This is a genomic window from Rhodococcus pseudokoreensis (genome assembly GCF_017068395.1).
Lineage (GTDB): Bacteria > Actinomycetota > Actinomycetes > Mycobacteriales > Mycobacteriaceae > Rhodococcus_F > Rhodococcus_F pseudokoreensis.
Genome location: NZ_CP070616.1, coordinates 33,261 through 48,848 on the forward strand (window position 1 = coordinate 33,261; position 15,588 = coordinate 48,848).

Consider the following 15,588-nt stretch of genomic DNA (forward strand, 5'->3'; position numbering starts at 1 on the left):
GTCCTGGCGATGCACACCGACGAACAGTCCCGCTCACGCCACTGACACCGGCGCGCCACCGGTGATTGTCGGTGACCCTGGGTAGATTCCCCGGTTGTGACGATCGAGGCGACCGCCGGCGTACCGGCAGGAGTGAGTCCCGACCGTGGGTGGGGCGCGGCCCCCGAGTTGTCGGACCAGACCGTGGCCCACATCACCGGGGCGCTCGAGGCGTCACACTCGGCGGGCACCCGCCGCGTCTACGCCTCCGACTGGCGCCGCTTCCGCGGATGGTGCGAGCGGAGCGGTCATGCGGCGTTGCCGGCGCACCCGGTCACCGTCGCCGCGTATCTGGTCGACGCCGCCGAGACCCTCACCGACGTGGGGGAGCGCGCCTACTCACCGTCCACCCTGAACCGGTGGATCTCGGTGATCGGCCACTACCACCGCGCCGCGAACCTCCCGAACCCGTGCACCGAGGCCCTGGTAACTTCCACCCTGTCGGGGATCCGCCGCACCTACGCCACCACCGGCGACCGGCCCCGCACCCCGCGGGCACCGTTGCTGGTCGAGGACATCGTCACCATCGTGGGATCGGCCCGGCAGGCTGTTACCGGCTGGGCATCGGAAGTGCACGAGCGCCGCGACAGTGCCCTGTTGTTGATGGGGTTCGCCGGCGCATTCCGGCGCAGCGAACTCGTCGCCCTGCACTGTGGTGATGTCACCGTGCACCGGCAGGACGGGATCCATGTGCGGTTGCGGCGGTCGAAGACCGACCAGGACGGCGCCGGGAGCGTGCGGGCGTTGCCGTTCACCACCCACCACCACAGTTGCCCGCCGTGCGCGTATGCGCGGTGGGCGCAGGTCGTCGCCGCCTTCGACCTGGCCGGGCGGCCCGGGGTGATCCGGTTGCTGCGCACCGCGGCACCCTTCGAGGCCCATGTGTGCCGGGCGGGGTTGCCGCGGATGAAGGCTCGGGCGCCGTTGTTCCGGGCGATCGCCAAGAACGGCAACCTCTCCGCCGCGGCGTTGTCGGGGGCGTCGGTGCATGCGGCGATCCGCCGCCGCGCCCAGGCCGCGGGCTATGACGAGACGGTGGTGGCGCAGTTGGGTGGGCATTCGTTGCGGGCCGGGTTCGTCACGCAGGCGTTCCGCAACGGCGCCGACGCGCACGCAATCATGCGGCAGACCGGGCACACCAACCCGGCCACGGTGGAACTGTATGCCCGCGAACACGCTCCACTGGTGGGGAACGCGGTCACCGAGATCGGGCTGTAGAGCCGTGTACGCCGACCCCGCCACCGCGGCGGCCGGGCTCGGTAACAGCCCACCGCAGCTGGTGGTGCCCCGCCGATACCAGCACGACTGGGCGCTGTTCGCCGACTGGTGCGCAGCCTGCGATCACCGGGCTCTGCCCGCGCATCCGAGCGTGCTCGCCGACCACCCGGCCGCCGCCGGCACCCAACGTCGGCGGGTGACCGCCATCAACGCCGTCCATACCGGCGCGGGGTTGCCGGCGCCGGGTCGCGCCGAGGCGATCCGGCAGCTGCTCAACGCCGCCCGCGCCGACCGTCTGGCGAGGGTCGGGGAGCGGGTGGCGCACGTGGTGCCCCGGATCCCGGTGACGGGGTGGCCGGGTGGGTTGTTCGGCCGCCGCGACGCCCTGATCCTCACCCTGGCCGCCGCCGGTCTGGGCTTTGAGCAGATCGCACGCCTCCGCCGCACCGACGTCACCGCCGAGGATGACGCCTTGGTGGTCCGGGTGGGGGAGGGACTGGCTCCGCATCCCCACCGACGGTGTGAATTCGGTTGATGTGTATTGGAACTGGGTAGAAGTGCTCGGGTTCCTGGACCGGTATCCCAGCACCCGGTTACTCGCCGGACGCCTCGAGAGGAGCGCGGATCTGTCCGCCTTCGCGGACAACGCCCGCCGCGACGACCGGCCTTTGCTGACCCCGATCGACCGGTGGGGCCACACACCCTTCGCCCCGACCCCGTTGACCGGGCAATCCGTCGCCGCCCTGGTCCGCGCCCACCTGACCGGCCAGGCACCGGTACATAGACGTCCCCCCCACCCGACGCCCGGCGGTCCGCGCGGGTGTGGCGCAGACGGTCTATATCGCCGACATCGAGTTGGACCAGGATTACTACGACCGCGGCATCGCCGCCCGCCGGAGCGCACACACCCACCTCGCGGACGTCACCGACATCCTCGACGGCATCGAAGACGAGGCAGACAAACTCCTTGCCGATTTGCTGGTAGTCCTCGACAACATCGACGTCGAATGATGGTTGGGCACTTGCTCGCCGAGCGGCTCGCATGATCGCGCCCACGGCTGTTGCCGGGCCGCTCGGGACATCGTTCACCGGTCGCTGACCGCAGGTTGTCGGTTCCTACCGTCAGTCCTGCGGAGCAGAAACGCGCTGACGTCGCAGTTTCCGGGGATAGCTGCGATAACTGAAATTATCGTCGCCGAGTGCGCATAAACCGTGAGTGACACGGAGGTGGAGCCAGAAGTGCCGTGAGTGTAGAGACTTGTAGGTTCCGCGACGCGGTGTCACTTTCCAAATTTCATGTCACTCGCGTGTCACACCACCACCGGACCGGCCACGAGTCCCCGACCGGGCAGGAGATCGTGCGCGCCACCCTGTCCGGGATCCGCCGGGACTATGCCGCCGTGGGGGACCGGCCCCGCACCCCGCGGGCCGCCCTGCTGACGACGGACATCGTCAACATCGTCGCCGCCGCGAGAAACACGGTGGACGGGTGGGCGCAGGCGGTGCTAGAACGCCGCGACAGCGCCCTTATCCTGATGGGGTTCGCCGGGGCATTCCGGCCCAGCGAACTGGTCGGATTGGACGGCGCCGACGTGAGTGTGCACCGGCACGACGGCGTGCACGTGCGCTTGCGCCGGTCGAAGACCGATCAGGAAGGCAAAGGGACCGTGCTGGCGCTGCCGTTCACCGACCGCCACGACAGCTGCCCTCCGTGCGCGTACATCCGGTGGACGCAGGTGGTGGCCGCGTTCGATCACCGCGGCCGTCCCGGGGTGATCCGGCTCCTGACCACTGCAGATCCGTTCGAAACACATGTGTGTCGCACTTCCGGTCCACGCACCACGCCGCGGGCGCCGCTGTTCCGGTCGATCCGTAAGAACGGCAACCTGTCCGAGACCGCCCTGTCGGGGGCGGCGGTGCACAAGGCGATTCGCCGCCGCGCCGGCAAGGCCGGCTACGACGCAGACCTGGTGAGCCAGCTCGGCGGACACTCGCTGCGGGCCGGTTTCGTCACCCAAGCCTTCCGCAACGGCGCGGACGCACACGCGATCATGCGTCAGACCGGGCACCGGACGCCGGAAATGCTCGAAGTGTATGCCCGGGAACGCACCCCGCTGGTCGGAAACGCCGTCACCGTCCTCGGGCTGTAACTATGTACGCCACCCCACCCGGCGCCGGCGATGGATCACTGGGCCTCTCTGCCCGGGATCGGCACGTGTGGGCGCTGTTCACGGACTGGTGCGCCGCGACTGACCAACCACCGATTCCCGCCCCACCGCAGCAGCTGGCCCGCTTCCTGCACGACAACCCCGCAGTCCCGGCTACCCAACGACGTCGGGTCAGTGTCATCAACACCGTCCACCGTAGGCAGGGACACCCGGCGCCCGGCACGGATGAAGCGATCCGCCGCGCCCTCAACACCACGAGAGCCGCCCGGCTGCAACGCAGATCAGCTCTCGTCGCCGAACGGCTTACGCAGATTCCGATCGCCGGGTGGCCGGCCGGACTCTTCGGCCGCCGTGATGCCCTCATCCTTGCCCTGGCCGCGGCGGGCGTAGGTTTCGAGCAAATCGCCCGACTCCGCCGCCGGGACGTCACCGCCACAGGCGATCACAGTGGATCCCTACTGCTGAGCGTCGACCGCGACCGAATCGACCTGCCTGAATCACCCGAGATACCCCTGGTCTCGATCTATCGGGAGTGGACCGAGGTCCTGGGATTTCTCGACCAGAACTACGGCACCCGCACAATCGCCCGGCACTTCGAAGCCGGCCGCGACCTCGCCGGATTCGACGCCGTCTACTGCACCGACGACAGACCGCTGCTGACCCCGATCAACCGCTGGGGTCACACTCCGCTCACCCCGGCACCGTTGACCGCACGCGCGATCACCGCCATCACCCAGGCGCACCTGTCCGGAAAAGCACCCGCACACACCGTTCCGCCACGAACGTCGCGGCCGGACACGGCACCCGACATGCATTCGATCGACGACGGCCGTGTCCTCGATCCGCACTACTACGAGCGAGGGATCGCGGCCCGCCGCAGCGCCCACAAGGACTTGACCGACGTCACCGACCTTCTCGACGACATCGAAGACCGCGCCGACCAGCTGTTGGCCGAGCTGGATTCCATCCTCGACGACGTCACCTGAGTACACCCCCGCCGCACAACCCCGATCGATATCCTGTGGTCGACGGACCGGAGGTAGCCCTGACTCGAACGGACAATCCGCATGGACATCAATGAGCGGTTCTACGACGACAGCGCCTTTCTGCCGATCGGATCGCTGATGCCGGCACCCGGCACCACCGGCGGACTACTCGGCCGGCTGAAACTGATCACAGCTGATCCCGCGTCCCAGTCCGCCGGGATCGCCGAGTGGCTCCGCGATCACACGCCGTCGGCCGGTTTCGTGCGAGCTCGCTCAGTGGCACGTTGGTCGGGGGTGAATTCTCAAATTTCGTTCAGGAATGCCCGAAGTCGTTCACGCGCCAACTCGTGTCGTCGTTGATCGACAATCCAGTGACCCGACTCCGTCGACCGGTTCGAGATGAAATCCAGCGGTCGTGTCCTGGGCAATCCGTCGCGGGCCGGACGCGGTATTCGCATTGTTCACCGATCGCGGCGCCCGCGTGTGAATCGACCGGCTTCGCGCAGCCGAGGGGCGAGCATGTCTATCGAGGGTCGTGGGTTAGCCGGAGAATTGCGGGGTTCCCTATCCACGGACATCCGGTCAACTGGTGCACTTCCCGCATGTGGGTATCGAGCAAGATGCTGAATTGATCGACCTCTCCGGCGCGGACGTGCTCAGTCAGTTCTGCATGATCGGTGATGATGCGATTCAACTGCGAGGGGTCGCGACTGACGGAGATGGCGGTCATTCGTCGTTGTCGATCGCGGAGTGCCGTATGTACGGAGGTCAGTAGTGGGTTTCCGCTGTAGCGCACTACGACTGCATGGAAGTCGGCGTCTTCGGCGCTGAAGGCGCCGCGGTCGTCTTCGGCGGCAAGCCTTCGTTGTCGCTCCAGAATTGCGAGCATCTCGTCGGCGGCACCCGTTCGGCGCCTTGTGTCGGCCGTGAACGACCGCAAACATCCGCTCTCGATCAGAAGGCGAGCCTCGACGAGGTGTTCGGGTTCGTCCGGTGGAATAGCGTTGACCAAGGCTCCGCGCTTCGGATACAGGGTCAACCAGCCCTCGGCTTCGAGCCTCAGGAACGCTTCTCGCACAGGGGTTCTGCTTGTTCCCGTCCGCTCGGCCACGGCACCCTCGCTGGTGAGCTCGCCGCCGCCGAGTTCGCCGGCGATGATCAACTCTTTCACCGCTTCGTACACGTATTCGGACAGCGTGCCGTGCTTGGCCGGGCGCCGCGCCGAAGCGGGGATGCACGTGGTCGGGTCGGGCAAGAAAGACCCCCCCCTTGTATCTATTAGCATCCGATGTATCCTGGATCCACACTCTACATACGCTGCCTTGCAGACCACAAGACCTGCTCGGACAGCATTCGGCTAGGCCTGGCGTGAGGAACGCGCCGGAGCGGTCTCCGTTGGTGGCACAGCAACACACACCTGATCCGACTGCTCCGCGCGAACGCCTGAACAATTAGTAGGAAGAAGGAAGTACGTTGGCAGCGAAGATTTTCTACGACGACGACGCCGACCTGGGCATCATCCAGGGACGGAAAGTTGCCGTCATCGGGTACGGCAGCCAGGGGCACGCCCACGCCCTGAGCCTGCGCGACTCGGGAGTCGACGTGCGCGTCGGTCTCCCGGAGGGATCGAAGTCCCGGGCGAAGGCGCAGGAGGAGGGGCTGCGGGTGCTCACCCCTGCCGAAGCGGCCGCCGAGGCGGACGTTATTTCGATTCAGGCGCCCGACACTGTCCAGCGGACGCTGTACGCGCAGGACATCGCTCCGAATCTGAAGCCGGGGGATGCCCTGCTCTTCAGTCACGGATTCAATGTGCGCTTCGGTTACATCACCCCCCTCGACGGGGTCGACGTCGCGTTGGTCGCACCGAAGGGGCCGGGTCACCTGGTTCGCCGGCAGTTCGTGGACGGCCACGGGGTGCCGTGCCTGGTGGCGGTCGAGAGCAACGCCTCCGGTAAGGCTCTCGAACTCGGTCTGTCCTACGCGAAGGCAATCGGCGGCACCCGGGCCGGGGTGATCGAGACGACGTTCGCCGAGGAGGCCGAGACCGACCTGTTCGGTGAGCAGGCCGTACTGTGCGGCGGCGCCTCGGCGCTGATCCAGGCCGGGTACGACACTCTCGTCGATGCCGGTTATCAGCCCGAGATCGCGTACTTCGAAGTGCTGCACGAACTCAAGCTCATCGTGGATCTGATGTATGAGGGTGGCATCGCCCGGCAGCGGTATTCCTGCAGTGACACTTGCGAGTACGGAGACCTCACCCGCGGGCCGCGCATCGTCAACGACGCCACCCGGACGGAGATGAAGAAGATCCTCGCCGAGATTCAGGACGGAACGTTCGCGACGGAGTGGATCGCCGAGGACGACAACGGTCGCCCGGACTTCCTGCGACTGCGCGAGGAGGGAAAGGCGCACGGCATCGAGGAGGTTGGCTTCAAATTGCGTGGCCTGATGTCGTGGGTGGACCGTCCGATCACCGAGACGGTGTGAGAAATTCTCGGGGATGCGGCAGTGCGCGCATCGTGTGCATCCCCGAGTCCGTCAGGGGGCCGGAAGGTCGGGGACCAGGCGTGCGTGCTCGATCCGGGCGGTCTCCATCAGGTGCTCGCACACCGTCGTCACCCGCTCGGTCGTGAGAAGACGGGTGGGAATCACCATCCAGAAGCTGCGCTGGGCGCGAACCTGCTGGTGCAACACCGGACGCAGGCGGCGATCGTAATGTGCGAGAAAGCACGGCACGAGCGCCAACCCGACACCGCTCGCCGCCGCCTCGAGTTGGGCGAAGAGATTCGTCGTGCGAAAGACGATGTTCGCGCGAGCGGCGATCGCCTCGGCGCTCTGCAGTTCGGGAAGGTCGAGCAGCGACTCGACGAACCACACCATGTCGTGCACAGCCAAGTCCTCGGGAGCGGAAACCGGGGGATGATCGGCGAGATAGCGCGGACTCGCATAGAGCCGCAAGTCGTAGTCGCACAGGTGAATCATCTTGAAGCCCGGACGTTCCGGTCGGTTGGTCGTGACCGCGATGTCGAACTCTCCGACCGCGTAGTTGAGGAGGTGACTGGTGGTCACCAGTTCGATTTCGATCGCCGGGTGCTCGGTGCGTAGCCGGGCCAGTCCGGGGGCGATCACCGTGCCGCCGAACCCGTCGGTGGCGACGATGCGGACGGTCCCCTGCGGACTGTGCTTGCGGTCGCTGATGGCGGCCTGAGCGGAATCGGACTCCAGTTCGATCCGCTGGGCGTAGGGCAGCAGGCGCTGTCCGGCGGTCGTGAGAATCCAGCCCCCGGGCGTCTTGTCGAACAGCCGGGTGCCGAGATCCGTTTCGAGAGCGGTAACTCTGCGCCGGATGGTGGTGTGCTCGACCCCGAGTCGTTGAGCGGCCACGGCCAGCTTGCCGTAGCGCGTCAGGGCCAGGAAGTACCGGAGATCCTCGAGGTTCACACTGTGCATCTTTGCACAGTCCACGTGCGAAGGTCCTTCTTGTCCGTGCACTAATCCACCATCAATAGTGAACTGCAACACCCCCCCACGAACGAAAGCAGGTTGAGATGAGCACAATCGGGTTCATTGGTCTGGGCACGATGGGACGGCCCATGGCCGCGAACCTCGTCAAGGCCGGTCACGAGGTGAAGGGATTCGACGTCGTCTCCGACGCCCGGGACCGTGCGGTCGAGGACGGGATCAAGGTCGCCTCATCTGCGGTCGAGGCCGCAACCGGCGTCAATGTCCTGATCACCATGCTCCCCAAGGGCGATCACGTCCGTCAGGCGCTGCTGGTCGCCGACGGTCCGCTCTCGGTGCTTGCGCCGGGCGCCGTCGTCATCGACTCGTCGTCGATCGACGTGCCCACCTCGCGTGATCTGCACGAACGAGGCGTCGAGTTGGGAATCGAGGTGCTGGACGCCCCGGTCTCCGGCGGCCTCGCCGGCGCCCAGGCGGGAACCTTGACCTTCATGATCGGCGGTGCGGCCGAGACGGTAGAGAAGGTGCGGCCGCTGTTCGAGGCGATGGGGTCCCGCACCGTCCTCACCGGCGGTCCCGGCTCCGGGCAGGTCGCGAAGGCGGTCAACCAGATGGTCTTCGGCAGCAGCCTCGTCGCCCTCACCGAAGCGTTCGTCATCGCCGAACGACTCGGGCTGGCCCCGCAGAAGCTGTTCGACGTCCTGAGCACCTCCTCCGGAGATTGCTGGGCGCTGCACAACTTCTGCCCGCTGCCCGGACTGGTCGACGGCTCGGCCGCCGACAACAACTACGCCCCGAAGTTCGCGGCCGCCCTGCTGGCCAAGGATCTCGGCCTCGCGGCTACTGCAGCCGACAGCGCCGGCGTCGAATTGGTCGTCGGACGGGGCGCGAAAGACAAGCTCGACGAATTGTCGATCAAGGACGGCCATCTCGATGCGTCCGCGGTGATCACCAAGGTCGGCCTCAAGTAAGCGACGGCCGTACGCGGTCCTCTCCGAGCGCCGGTCACATCAGGCGCGCACACCGGGCCCTCACACGACTTATCCAGTACACACGGAAGACATCAGCAACATGGCTACAGTAACTGCCGAGCTCGCCGACGAGTACCTGAACCTGGTCGATGGCCAGTGGGTCGGCGCCCGCAACGACGAATGGATCCCGGTCGAAAGCCCCCGGGACCGTCGGACGATCGCCCGCGTGCCCCGTGGCGGCGAAAAGGACATCGCGGACGCGGTCAACGCCGCCGGGCGCGCCTTCCCCGGCTGGCGGGACACCGCACCCCGCGCCCGAGGGCGCCTGCTCCAGCAGATCGCCGACGCCCTCGAACCCCATGTCGAGCGCATCGCGCGGATCATCTCGGTGGAGAACGGCAACGCGCTGCGCACCCAGTCGCGCGGTGAGGTGAACTTCGCTATCGACGTCTTCCGCTACTTCGGATCGGTCGCCGGCGAAATCAAGGGCGAGACCATCCCGCTCAACGCCACCGTGCTCGACTACTCCCGTCGTGAGCCGCTCGGCGTGGTCGGCGCGATCACCCCGTGGAACGCTCCGGTGCAGCTGGCGGTCATGAAGATCGCGTCCGCACTGGCGGCCGGAAACACGCTGGTGCTCAAGGCCGCCGAAGACGCCCCCCTCGCGGTCCTCGAGATCGCCAAGATCGCCGACGAGTTCCTGCCGCGTGGCGTGTTGAACGTGATCGTCGGCTACGGCACCGAAGCGGGCGAAGCCCTCATCACGCATCCGGATGTGCGGAAGCTCTCGTTCACCGGCTCCACCGCGGTCGGCTCCCGGGTGATGGCCGCCGCATCCGACCGGATCCTGCCGGTCTCCCTCGAACTCGGCGGGAAGAACCCGCAGATCGTCTACCCGGACGCGAACGAGGACTGGGTCGCGCAGGGCACCATCACCGGTATGCGCTTCGTCCGCCAGGGGCAGTCCTGCACCGCCGGATCACGCCTGTTCGTGCACAAGAGCATCCTCGACTCCTTCGTCGACAAGGTCACCACCAACCTGGCGAAGCTGAAGGTCGGTGACCCCCTCGACGAGGACTCCGACATCGGTGCGATCGTCAACAAGAAGCAGTTCGACCGGGTCTGCGGCTACATCGACGACGGCTTGCAGCGCAGCAACACCACCGCCGCCGTCGGCGGCCGGCCCCCGACCGAGGGGCCGCTGTCGGAGGGCTACTACGTCGAGCCCACCGTCATCGTCGGGGTGGAGAACGACTGGCGTATCGCGCAAGAAGAGATCTTCGGACCGGTGATGTGCGTGATTCCCTGGGAGGACGAGGACGACGTCATCCGGATGGCCAACGACACCCACTACGGTCTGTCGGCGTTCATCTGGACTCACGACATCGGCCGTGCCCTGCGGGCGGCGCACTCGATCGAGGCCGGTTGGGTTCAGGTCAACCAGGGTGGCGGGCAGGTGCTCGGGCAGTCCTACGGCGGGTACAAGCGCAGCGGCATCGGCCGTGAGTTCTCCCTCGAGGGCATGATCGAAAGCTTCACCCAGCGTAAGCACGTCTCCATCGACACCAACCGCTGACCCATCACCGGCGATGGGTGGGTGATGCCGCAGTCGACGAGCCGGAGCCTTCGGCAGTCCTGAACCGACGTGCACGGCTCCAGGCCCGGCTGCTGACGGGCGAAGGCGGGCTCAACCTCCACGCCTTCGCCCGTCCCCCCGCCGGCTTGACCCAACCCCCTACTCCCCAGACCCGTACCGCCGATCACTTCGGTCGAGGCTCGAGACAAGACCTCTCACCTTCCCCTGCCGAGATCAGCGAACAGGGTGGATCACTGCGACCGCGAGGAAGAACAGGCACCATGACCATCACCCAGGAGTCGACGGCGACCGAACCGGAACTCGCCCTTCGGCAGCTGCTCGAGAACGATCCACCGGCCGACCTAGTGACCGACCGCGTGGCCCTCCAGCGCCAGGGGAGTGTCGCCGTGGTCACCTTGAGTCACCCGAAGGCCCACAACGCCCTGGCCCTCGCAAGCTGGCAACGACTCCGGTCGATATTCGACGAGCTGGCACACGATCCGACGCTGCGCGCCGCCGTGATCCGCGGTGCCGGTACCAAGGCCTTCGCCGCCGGCGCCGACATCAAGGAGTTCCCCCGCACCCGGATGACGGCCGCCGACGCCACCCACTACAACGAGTTCGTCGCGCAAACCCTGCGCGCCGTCTCAGCTGTCCCGGTTCCCGTCATCGCGGCGATCCGCGGACTGGCCGTGGGAGGCGGATGTGAATTGTCCACCGCGTGCGATGTCCGCATTGCCACCGAGGACGCCCGGTTCGGAATCCCGATCGGGCGGCTCGGGGTCATCCTCGGCTACACCGAGGCCGACGCCGCCGCCCGACTGATCGGTCCGGCAGCGCTGAAGTACCTCCTCTTCAGTGGCGACCTGATCTACGTCGAGGACGCCCAACGGCTGGGACTGGTGCAGAAGATCGTCCCGACGCACGAACTCGCCTCGGCCACTGCGAAACTCGTCACACGAATCTGCTGCCAGTCGGCCGTCACCATGCGGGCATCGAAGCTAGTGGCCGACATGCACGGGCGGGCACTGACCGCGGCGGACACCGAGCTCTTGTCGCGTCTGAGTGTCGAAGCCTACGAAGGCGAGGACCTCCAGGAAGGGGTGGCGGCCTTCGAACAGGGACGCCGACCCGTGTTCAACCAGCAGGAAGTGAACTGACATGGCTGCACTCGACGGGATCCGCGTCGTCGATCTCACCCGCTATCTCTCCGGACCGACCCTGACCATGCTCCTGGCCGACCTCGGCGCCGACGTCATCAAGATTGAGACGTTGCCCGTCGGCGACCCCGCCCGCCAGTCCGGCCCGTTTCAGGACGGCGAGAGCGTGTACTACATGGCCTCCAACCGGAACAAGCGCTCGATCGCGTTGGACCTGCGGACCCCGGAGGGAATGCAGGCGTGCCGGGACCTGATCCTTGACGCCGACGTATTCGTCCAAAACTTCAAACCCGGCACCACCGACGCCATGGGGCTCGGCGCCGCAGACCTGCACGAACTCAACCCCCAATTGGTGTATGTGTCCCTCAGCGGTTTCGGTCAGCGCGGACCGGGTGCGGACCTGCCCGGCTTCGACCAGACCGCCCAGGCGATGTCCGGGCTGATGAGCATCACCGGCACCGCCGAGACCGGCCCCCTGCGCGTGGGTATCGCGGTCGCCGACTCGGTGACCGGAGTGTTCGGTGCCGTCGGTGTGCTGGGTGCACTCTACGAGCGTGAGCGCACCGGAGTGGGCACCGTCGTCGAGGGGTCGCTGATGCAGTCGATGCTCACCATGCTGTCGTATCAGGCGCAGAAGTACCTCAGCCTCGGCGTCGTGCCCGGTCAGGACGGCAACGACCATCCGATCATGTTCCCCCAGGGCACCTTCAAGACCGCCGACGGTGCCATGACCCTGGCCTGCGGCAACGAAAAGATGTGGCACCGGCTGTGCGACGTACTCGATTTCCCGGCCTACAAGAGCGACGAACGCTTCGCCGACAACGCCGCCCGGATGACCAACCGGGCTGAGCTGCGCCGCATCATCGAGGACGTCCTCGCCGCGAAGACCACCGAGGAATGGCTCAACGTTGTTGCGGCGTCCGGTGTGCCGTGCGGTCCCGTCCTGACCGTCGACCAGGCACTCGATCACCCGGTCACCGCCGGACTCGACATGATCGAGGAGACCGACCACACCACCCTCGGCCCGATGAAGGTCCTCGGACAGGCGATCAACATCACCGGGAGCGAGAAGAACTGGCTGCGCCGCCCGCCGCCGCTGCTCGGCGAACACACCCGCGAGATTCTCGCAGACGTCGGATACGACGACGAGCGGATCGGCGAGATGCTCACCGGGAAACAAGCGCTGCAGTGGAACTCGGAACAATGACCACCGCCCAGCACGAGAGTCCGACGTCCCGGCCGGCGGCGGGGATGCGGGTGGCCCTGATGGCGACCTGTCTGACCGACACCCTGTATCCGCACACCGCCCGGGCCGTCGTCACGTTGCTCGAACGCCTCGGCTGCACCGTCGAATTCCCGCTGAGTCAAACATGTTGCGGTCAAATGCACTTCAACACCGGCTACCGTGACGACGCCACCCGGCTCGCCTCCCGCATGAACGAGGTGTTCGACGGGTACACCGCCGTCGTGGCACCGTCCGGATCGTGCGCAGCCATGGTCCGCGACATCTACCCGAAACTTCCCGGCGTGGGGGAGGACCTCGCCCACCGCATGTATGAGCTCTCGGAGTTCCTCGTCGATGTGCTCGGGGTGACCGACGTCGGTGCCTACTTCCCGCACCGCGTCACCTACCACCCCACCTGCCACTCACTGCGGATGCTCGGTGTCGGCGAGCGGCCGTTGCAGCTGCTGCGCGCGGTTCGCGGCATCGACCTGATCGAGCTGCCCGCCGCGGAATCGTGCTGCGGATTCGGTGGCACATTCGCGGTCAAGAACGCCGAAACATCGAGCGCTATGCTCAGCGACAAGATGCGGTGCGTGCTCAACACCGGCGCCGAAGTGCTCACCGCCGGCGACAACTCGTGCTTGATGCACATCGGCGGCGGTCTGTCGCGTCTTCGCACCGGAGTGCACACCCTGCACCTCGCCGACATTCTCGCCTCGACCGAGGAGGACCCGTGGCACGTAACCCAGTGACCTGGATGGGGGTACCCACCTTCCCCAAGGCTGCCCAGGAAGCGCTTGGTGATTCACAGCTGCGGAGCAATCTGCGCCACGCCACCCACACCATCCGTGACAAACGGGCCGCCGCGGTCGGTGAGGTGCCGGACTGGGAACGGCTGCGGCGCGCCGGGGAGGCGATCAAGGACGAAACCCTCGCCCACCTCGACACCTACCTTCAGAAGCTGGAAGCGGCGGTGACCTCCCGCGGTGGTGTCGTGCACTGGGCGCGTGACGCCGCCGAAGCCAACGCGATCGTATTGAAGTTGGCACGCGCCGCCGGAGCCGACGAGGTGGTCAAGGTCAAGTCCATGGCCACCGCCGAGATCGGACTGAACGAAGCCCTCGAGGAGGGGGGCGTGACCGCGATCGAGACCGACCTGGCCGAACTCATCGTCCAACTCGGCAACGACCGCCCCTCCCACATCCTCGTTCCGGCCATCCACCGGAATCGATCCGAGGTCCGGGAAATCTTCCGGAACCAGATGCCGGAAGCGCCCGCGGACTTGTCGTCGGAACCGAAGGCGTTGGCCGAGGCGGCACGCCGGCATCTGCGTAAGAAGTTCCTCTCCGCGAAGGTCGCGGTCTCGGGAGCGAACTTCGCCGTCGCCGATACCGGTTCGATCATGGTGGTCGAATCCGAGGGAAACGGCCGCATGTGCCTGACCTTGCCGCAGACACTTATCACCGTGATGGGAATCGAGAAACTCGTCCCCACCAGCCGGGACCTGGAAGTCTTCCTGCAATTGCTGCCGCGCTCGTCGACCGCGGAACGGATGAACCCCTACACCTCGATGTGGACCGGGGTCACCCCCGGCGACGGCCCGCAGGAATTCCATCTGATTCTCCTCGACAACGGTCGCACCGCGACCCTGTCCGATCCCGTCGGGCGTCAGGCGCTGCGATGCATTCGCTGCTCGGCATGTCTGAACGTGTGCCCGGTGTACGAGCGCACCGGTGGCCAGTCCTACGGGTCGGTGTACCCCGGCCCCATCGGGGCGATTCTCACCCCGCAACTCGTCGACGACCCGCACGACAAGCAGGCGGCCTCGCTGCCGTTCGCATCGTCGCTGTGCGGCGCCTGCTTCGAGGTGTGCCCGGTACGCATCGACATCCCCGAGGTCCTCACCCACCTGCGGGCACGCGCCGTCGCCGAGAAGAGCAAGATGTCGCCGGAAGCCCTGGCGATGAGCGCCATGGCGACGATGTTCGCCGATCCCCGCAAGTACGCGCTCGCTCAGCGGGCCGGGGCCGCGGCCGCGAAGCTCGCCCCGTCCGGGTCGGTGTCCCGACTGCCGTTCCCGGGTTCGCGATGGACGGCCACCCGGGACATGCCGATGCCGGCGACCGAGTCGTTCCGCACCTGGTGGAAGACGAACCGGAAGGATTCCGATGAGTGACGCCCGCACCGCCATCCTCCACCGGGTCCGAGACGCGCTCAGCGATCGACCGATGGCCGGTGACATCCCCCGCGACTACGACCTGCATCGCGACTACCCGGATCTGCTCGAGTTGGCGCAGGAGCGGATCGCCGACTACAAGGCCGACGTCCGCAGGGTCAGCCCCGCTCAGGTGGGGACGGAGATCACCGCGGCCCTGGCCCGCCGAGGCGCCGCCCGGGTCATCGCCCCGCCCGGGCTGCCGACCGACTGGCGCACCCCGGAAGTGACATGGCTCGACGACACACCGTTAGGTCTCGACGAACTCGACGCCGCGGACGCGGTGGTGACCGGGTGCGCCGTCACGATCGCCGAAACCGGCACCATCGTCCTCGACGCGGGCCCGACACAGGGGCGGAGGGCGTTGACCCTCGTCCCCGACTACCACCTGTGTGTGATCGAAGCCCACCAGGTGGTCGCGACCGTGCCGGAGGCTCTGGCCCGCCTCGATACCACCCGGCCGCTGACGTTCATCTCCGGCCCGTCCGCCACCAGCGACATCGAACTCGACCGAGTCGAAGGCGTGCACGGACCGCGGACCCTCGACGTCCTGCTGATCGAGTCGTAG

At 67.0% G+C, this 15,588-nt stretch carries 14 protein-coding genes and 1 pseudogene; 13 read left to right on the top strand and 2 right to left on the bottom strand.

From position 1 onward, the window contains the following. The first annotated feature begins 96 nt into the window (after positions 1-96). The 5 genes and pseudogenes from JWS13_RS03960 to JWS13_RS03975 all read left to right on the top strand — a co-directional run bounded on the left by JWS13_RS03960 (position 97) and on the right by JWS13_RS03975 (position 4,411). A complete protein-coding gene (locus tag JWS13_RS03960; RefSeq protein WP_206004591.1) occupies positions 97-1,257 on the top strand; it encodes a site-specific integrase in 1,161 nt (386 codons plus the stop codon). 4 nt (positions 1,258-1,261) lie between these two features. After that, entirely contained in the window at positions 1,262-1,792 is a 531-nt protein-coding gene (locus tag JWS13_RS45385; protein ID WP_241032071.1) for a hypothetical protein, read from the top strand. A 287-nt stretch (positions 1,793-2,079) separates the two neighbouring features. Beyond that, positions 2,080-2,268: a hypothetical protein gene (locus JWS13_RS45390; protein WP_241032072.1), complete on the top strand. Its 189-nt coding sequence runs from the start codon at positions 2,080-2,082 to the stop codon at positions 2,266-2,268. 302 nt (positions 2,269-2,570) lie between these two features. Next, positions 2,571-3,407: pseudogene (locus JWS13_RS03970) on the top strand (site-specific integrase); the annotation flags it as partial. A gap of 2 nt (positions 3,408-3,409) precedes the next feature. After that, a complete protein-coding gene (locus JWS13_RS03975; RefSeq protein WP_206004592.1) occupies positions 3,410-4,411 on the top strand; it encodes a hypothetical protein in 1,002 nt (333 codons plus the stop codon). Positions 4,412-4,934: 523 nt separating this feature from the next. Here JWS13_RS03975 and JWS13_RS03980 read toward each other — a convergent pair. Next, positions 4,935-5,744, bottom strand: coding sequence for a GntR family transcriptional regulator (locus JWS13_RS03980; RefSeq protein WP_241032073.1), 810 nt, complete (start codon positions 5,742-5,744; stop codon positions 4,935-4,937). A 140-nt stretch (positions 5,745-5,884) separates the two neighbouring features. Here JWS13_RS03980 and ilvC point away from each other — a divergent pair, with 140 nt between their 5' ends. After that, entirely contained in the window at positions 5,885-6,898 is a 1,014-nt protein-coding gene (ilvC, locus tag JWS13_RS03985; protein WP_206004593.1) for a ketol-acid reductoisomerase, read from the top strand. A gap of 51 nt (positions 6,899-6,949) precedes the next feature. Here ilvC and JWS13_RS03990 read toward each other — a convergent pair whose 3' ends face one another. Further along, entirely contained in the window at positions 6,950-7,861 is a 912-nt protein-coding gene (locus JWS13_RS03990) for a LysR family transcriptional regulator (RefSeq protein WP_206004594.1), read from the bottom strand. A 98-nt stretch (positions 7,862-7,959) separates the two neighbouring features. On the opposite strand from JWS13_RS03990, the gene mmsB reads away from it, so the two are divergent. The 7 genes from mmsB to JWS13_RS04025 all read left to right on the top strand — a co-directional run bounded on the left by mmsB (position 7,960) and on the right by JWS13_RS04025 (position 15,588). After that, entirely contained in the window at positions 7,960-8,844 is an 885-nt protein-coding gene (mmsB, locus tag JWS13_RS03995) for a 3-hydroxyisobutyrate dehydrogenase (RefSeq protein ID WP_206004595.1), read from the top strand. A 100-nt stretch (positions 8,845-8,944) separates the two neighbouring features. After that, a complete protein-coding gene (locus JWS13_RS04000; RefSeq protein WP_206004596.1) occupies positions 8,945-10,420 on the top strand; it encodes an aldehyde dehydrogenase family protein in 1,476 nt (491 codons plus the stop codon). A gap of 281 nt (positions 10,421-10,701) precedes the next feature. Next, the gene (locus JWS13_RS04005) at positions 10,702-11,580 is read left to right on the top strand and encodes an enoyl-CoA hydratase/isomerase family protein (RefSeq protein ID WP_206004597.1); all 879 of its coding nucleotides are present in this window, start codon (positions 10,702-10,704) and stop codon (positions 11,578-11,580) included. Between the two features lies 1 nt (position 11,581). Next, entirely contained in the window at positions 11,582-12,787 is a 1,206-nt protein-coding gene (locus tag JWS13_RS04010) for a CaiB/BaiF CoA transferase family protein (RefSeq protein WP_206004598.1), read from the top strand. Continuing rightward, positions 12,784-13,557 (top strand): (Fe-S)-binding protein, encoded by a 774-nt coding sequence (locus tag JWS13_RS04015; protein ID WP_241032074.1) that lies wholly within the window; start codon positions 12,784-12,786, stop codon positions 13,555-13,557. The genes JWS13_RS04010 and JWS13_RS04015 overlap by 4 nt, the downstream gene beginning before the upstream one ends. Next, positions 13,539-14,981, top strand: a complete 1,443-nt coding sequence (locus JWS13_RS04020) for a LutB/LldF family L-lactate oxidation iron-sulfur protein (protein ID WP_206004599.1) — start codon at positions 13,539-13,541, stop codon at positions 14,979-14,981. Before JWS13_RS04015 ends, JWS13_RS04020 begins: the two co-directional genes overlap by 19 nt. Beyond that, positions 14,974-15,588: a LutC/YkgG family protein gene (locus tag JWS13_RS04025; RefSeq protein WP_206004600.1), complete on the top strand. Its 615-nt coding sequence runs from the start codon at positions 14,974-14,976 to the stop codon at positions 15,586-15,588. Before JWS13_RS04020 ends, JWS13_RS04025 begins: the two co-directional genes overlap by 8 nt.

Coding starts and splice junctions, on each gene's coding strand:
- JWS13_RS03975 (WP_206004592.1), top strand. CDS start 3,410: ATGTACGCCACCCCACCCGGCGCCGGCGATGGATCACTGGGCCTCTCT.
- JWS13_RS03990 (WP_206004594.1), bottom strand. CDS start 7,861: ATGCACAGTGTGAACCTCGAGGATCTCCGGTACTTCCTGGCCCTGACG.
- mmsB (WP_206004595.1), top strand. CDS start 7,960: ATGAGCACAATCGGGTTCATTGGTCTGGGCACGATGGGACGGCCCATG.
- JWS13_RS04000 (WP_206004596.1), top strand. CDS start 8,945: ATGGCTACAGTAACTGCCGAGCTCGCCGACGAGTACCTGAACCTGGTC.
- JWS13_RS04005 (WP_206004597.1), top strand. CDS start 10,702: ATGACCATCACCCAGGAGTCGACGGCGACCGAACCGGAACTCGCCCTT.
- JWS13_RS04010 (WP_206004598.1), top strand. CDS start 11,582: ATGGCTGCACTCGACGGGATCCGCGTCGTCGATCTCACCCGCTATCTC.
- JWS13_RS04015 (WP_241032074.1), top strand. CDS start 12,784: ATGACCACCGCCCAGCACGAGAGTCCGACGTCCCGGCCGGCGGCGGGG.
- JWS13_RS04025 (WP_206004600.1), top strand. CDS start 14,974: ATGAGTGACGCCCGCACCGCCATCCTCCACCGGGTCCGAGACGCGCTC.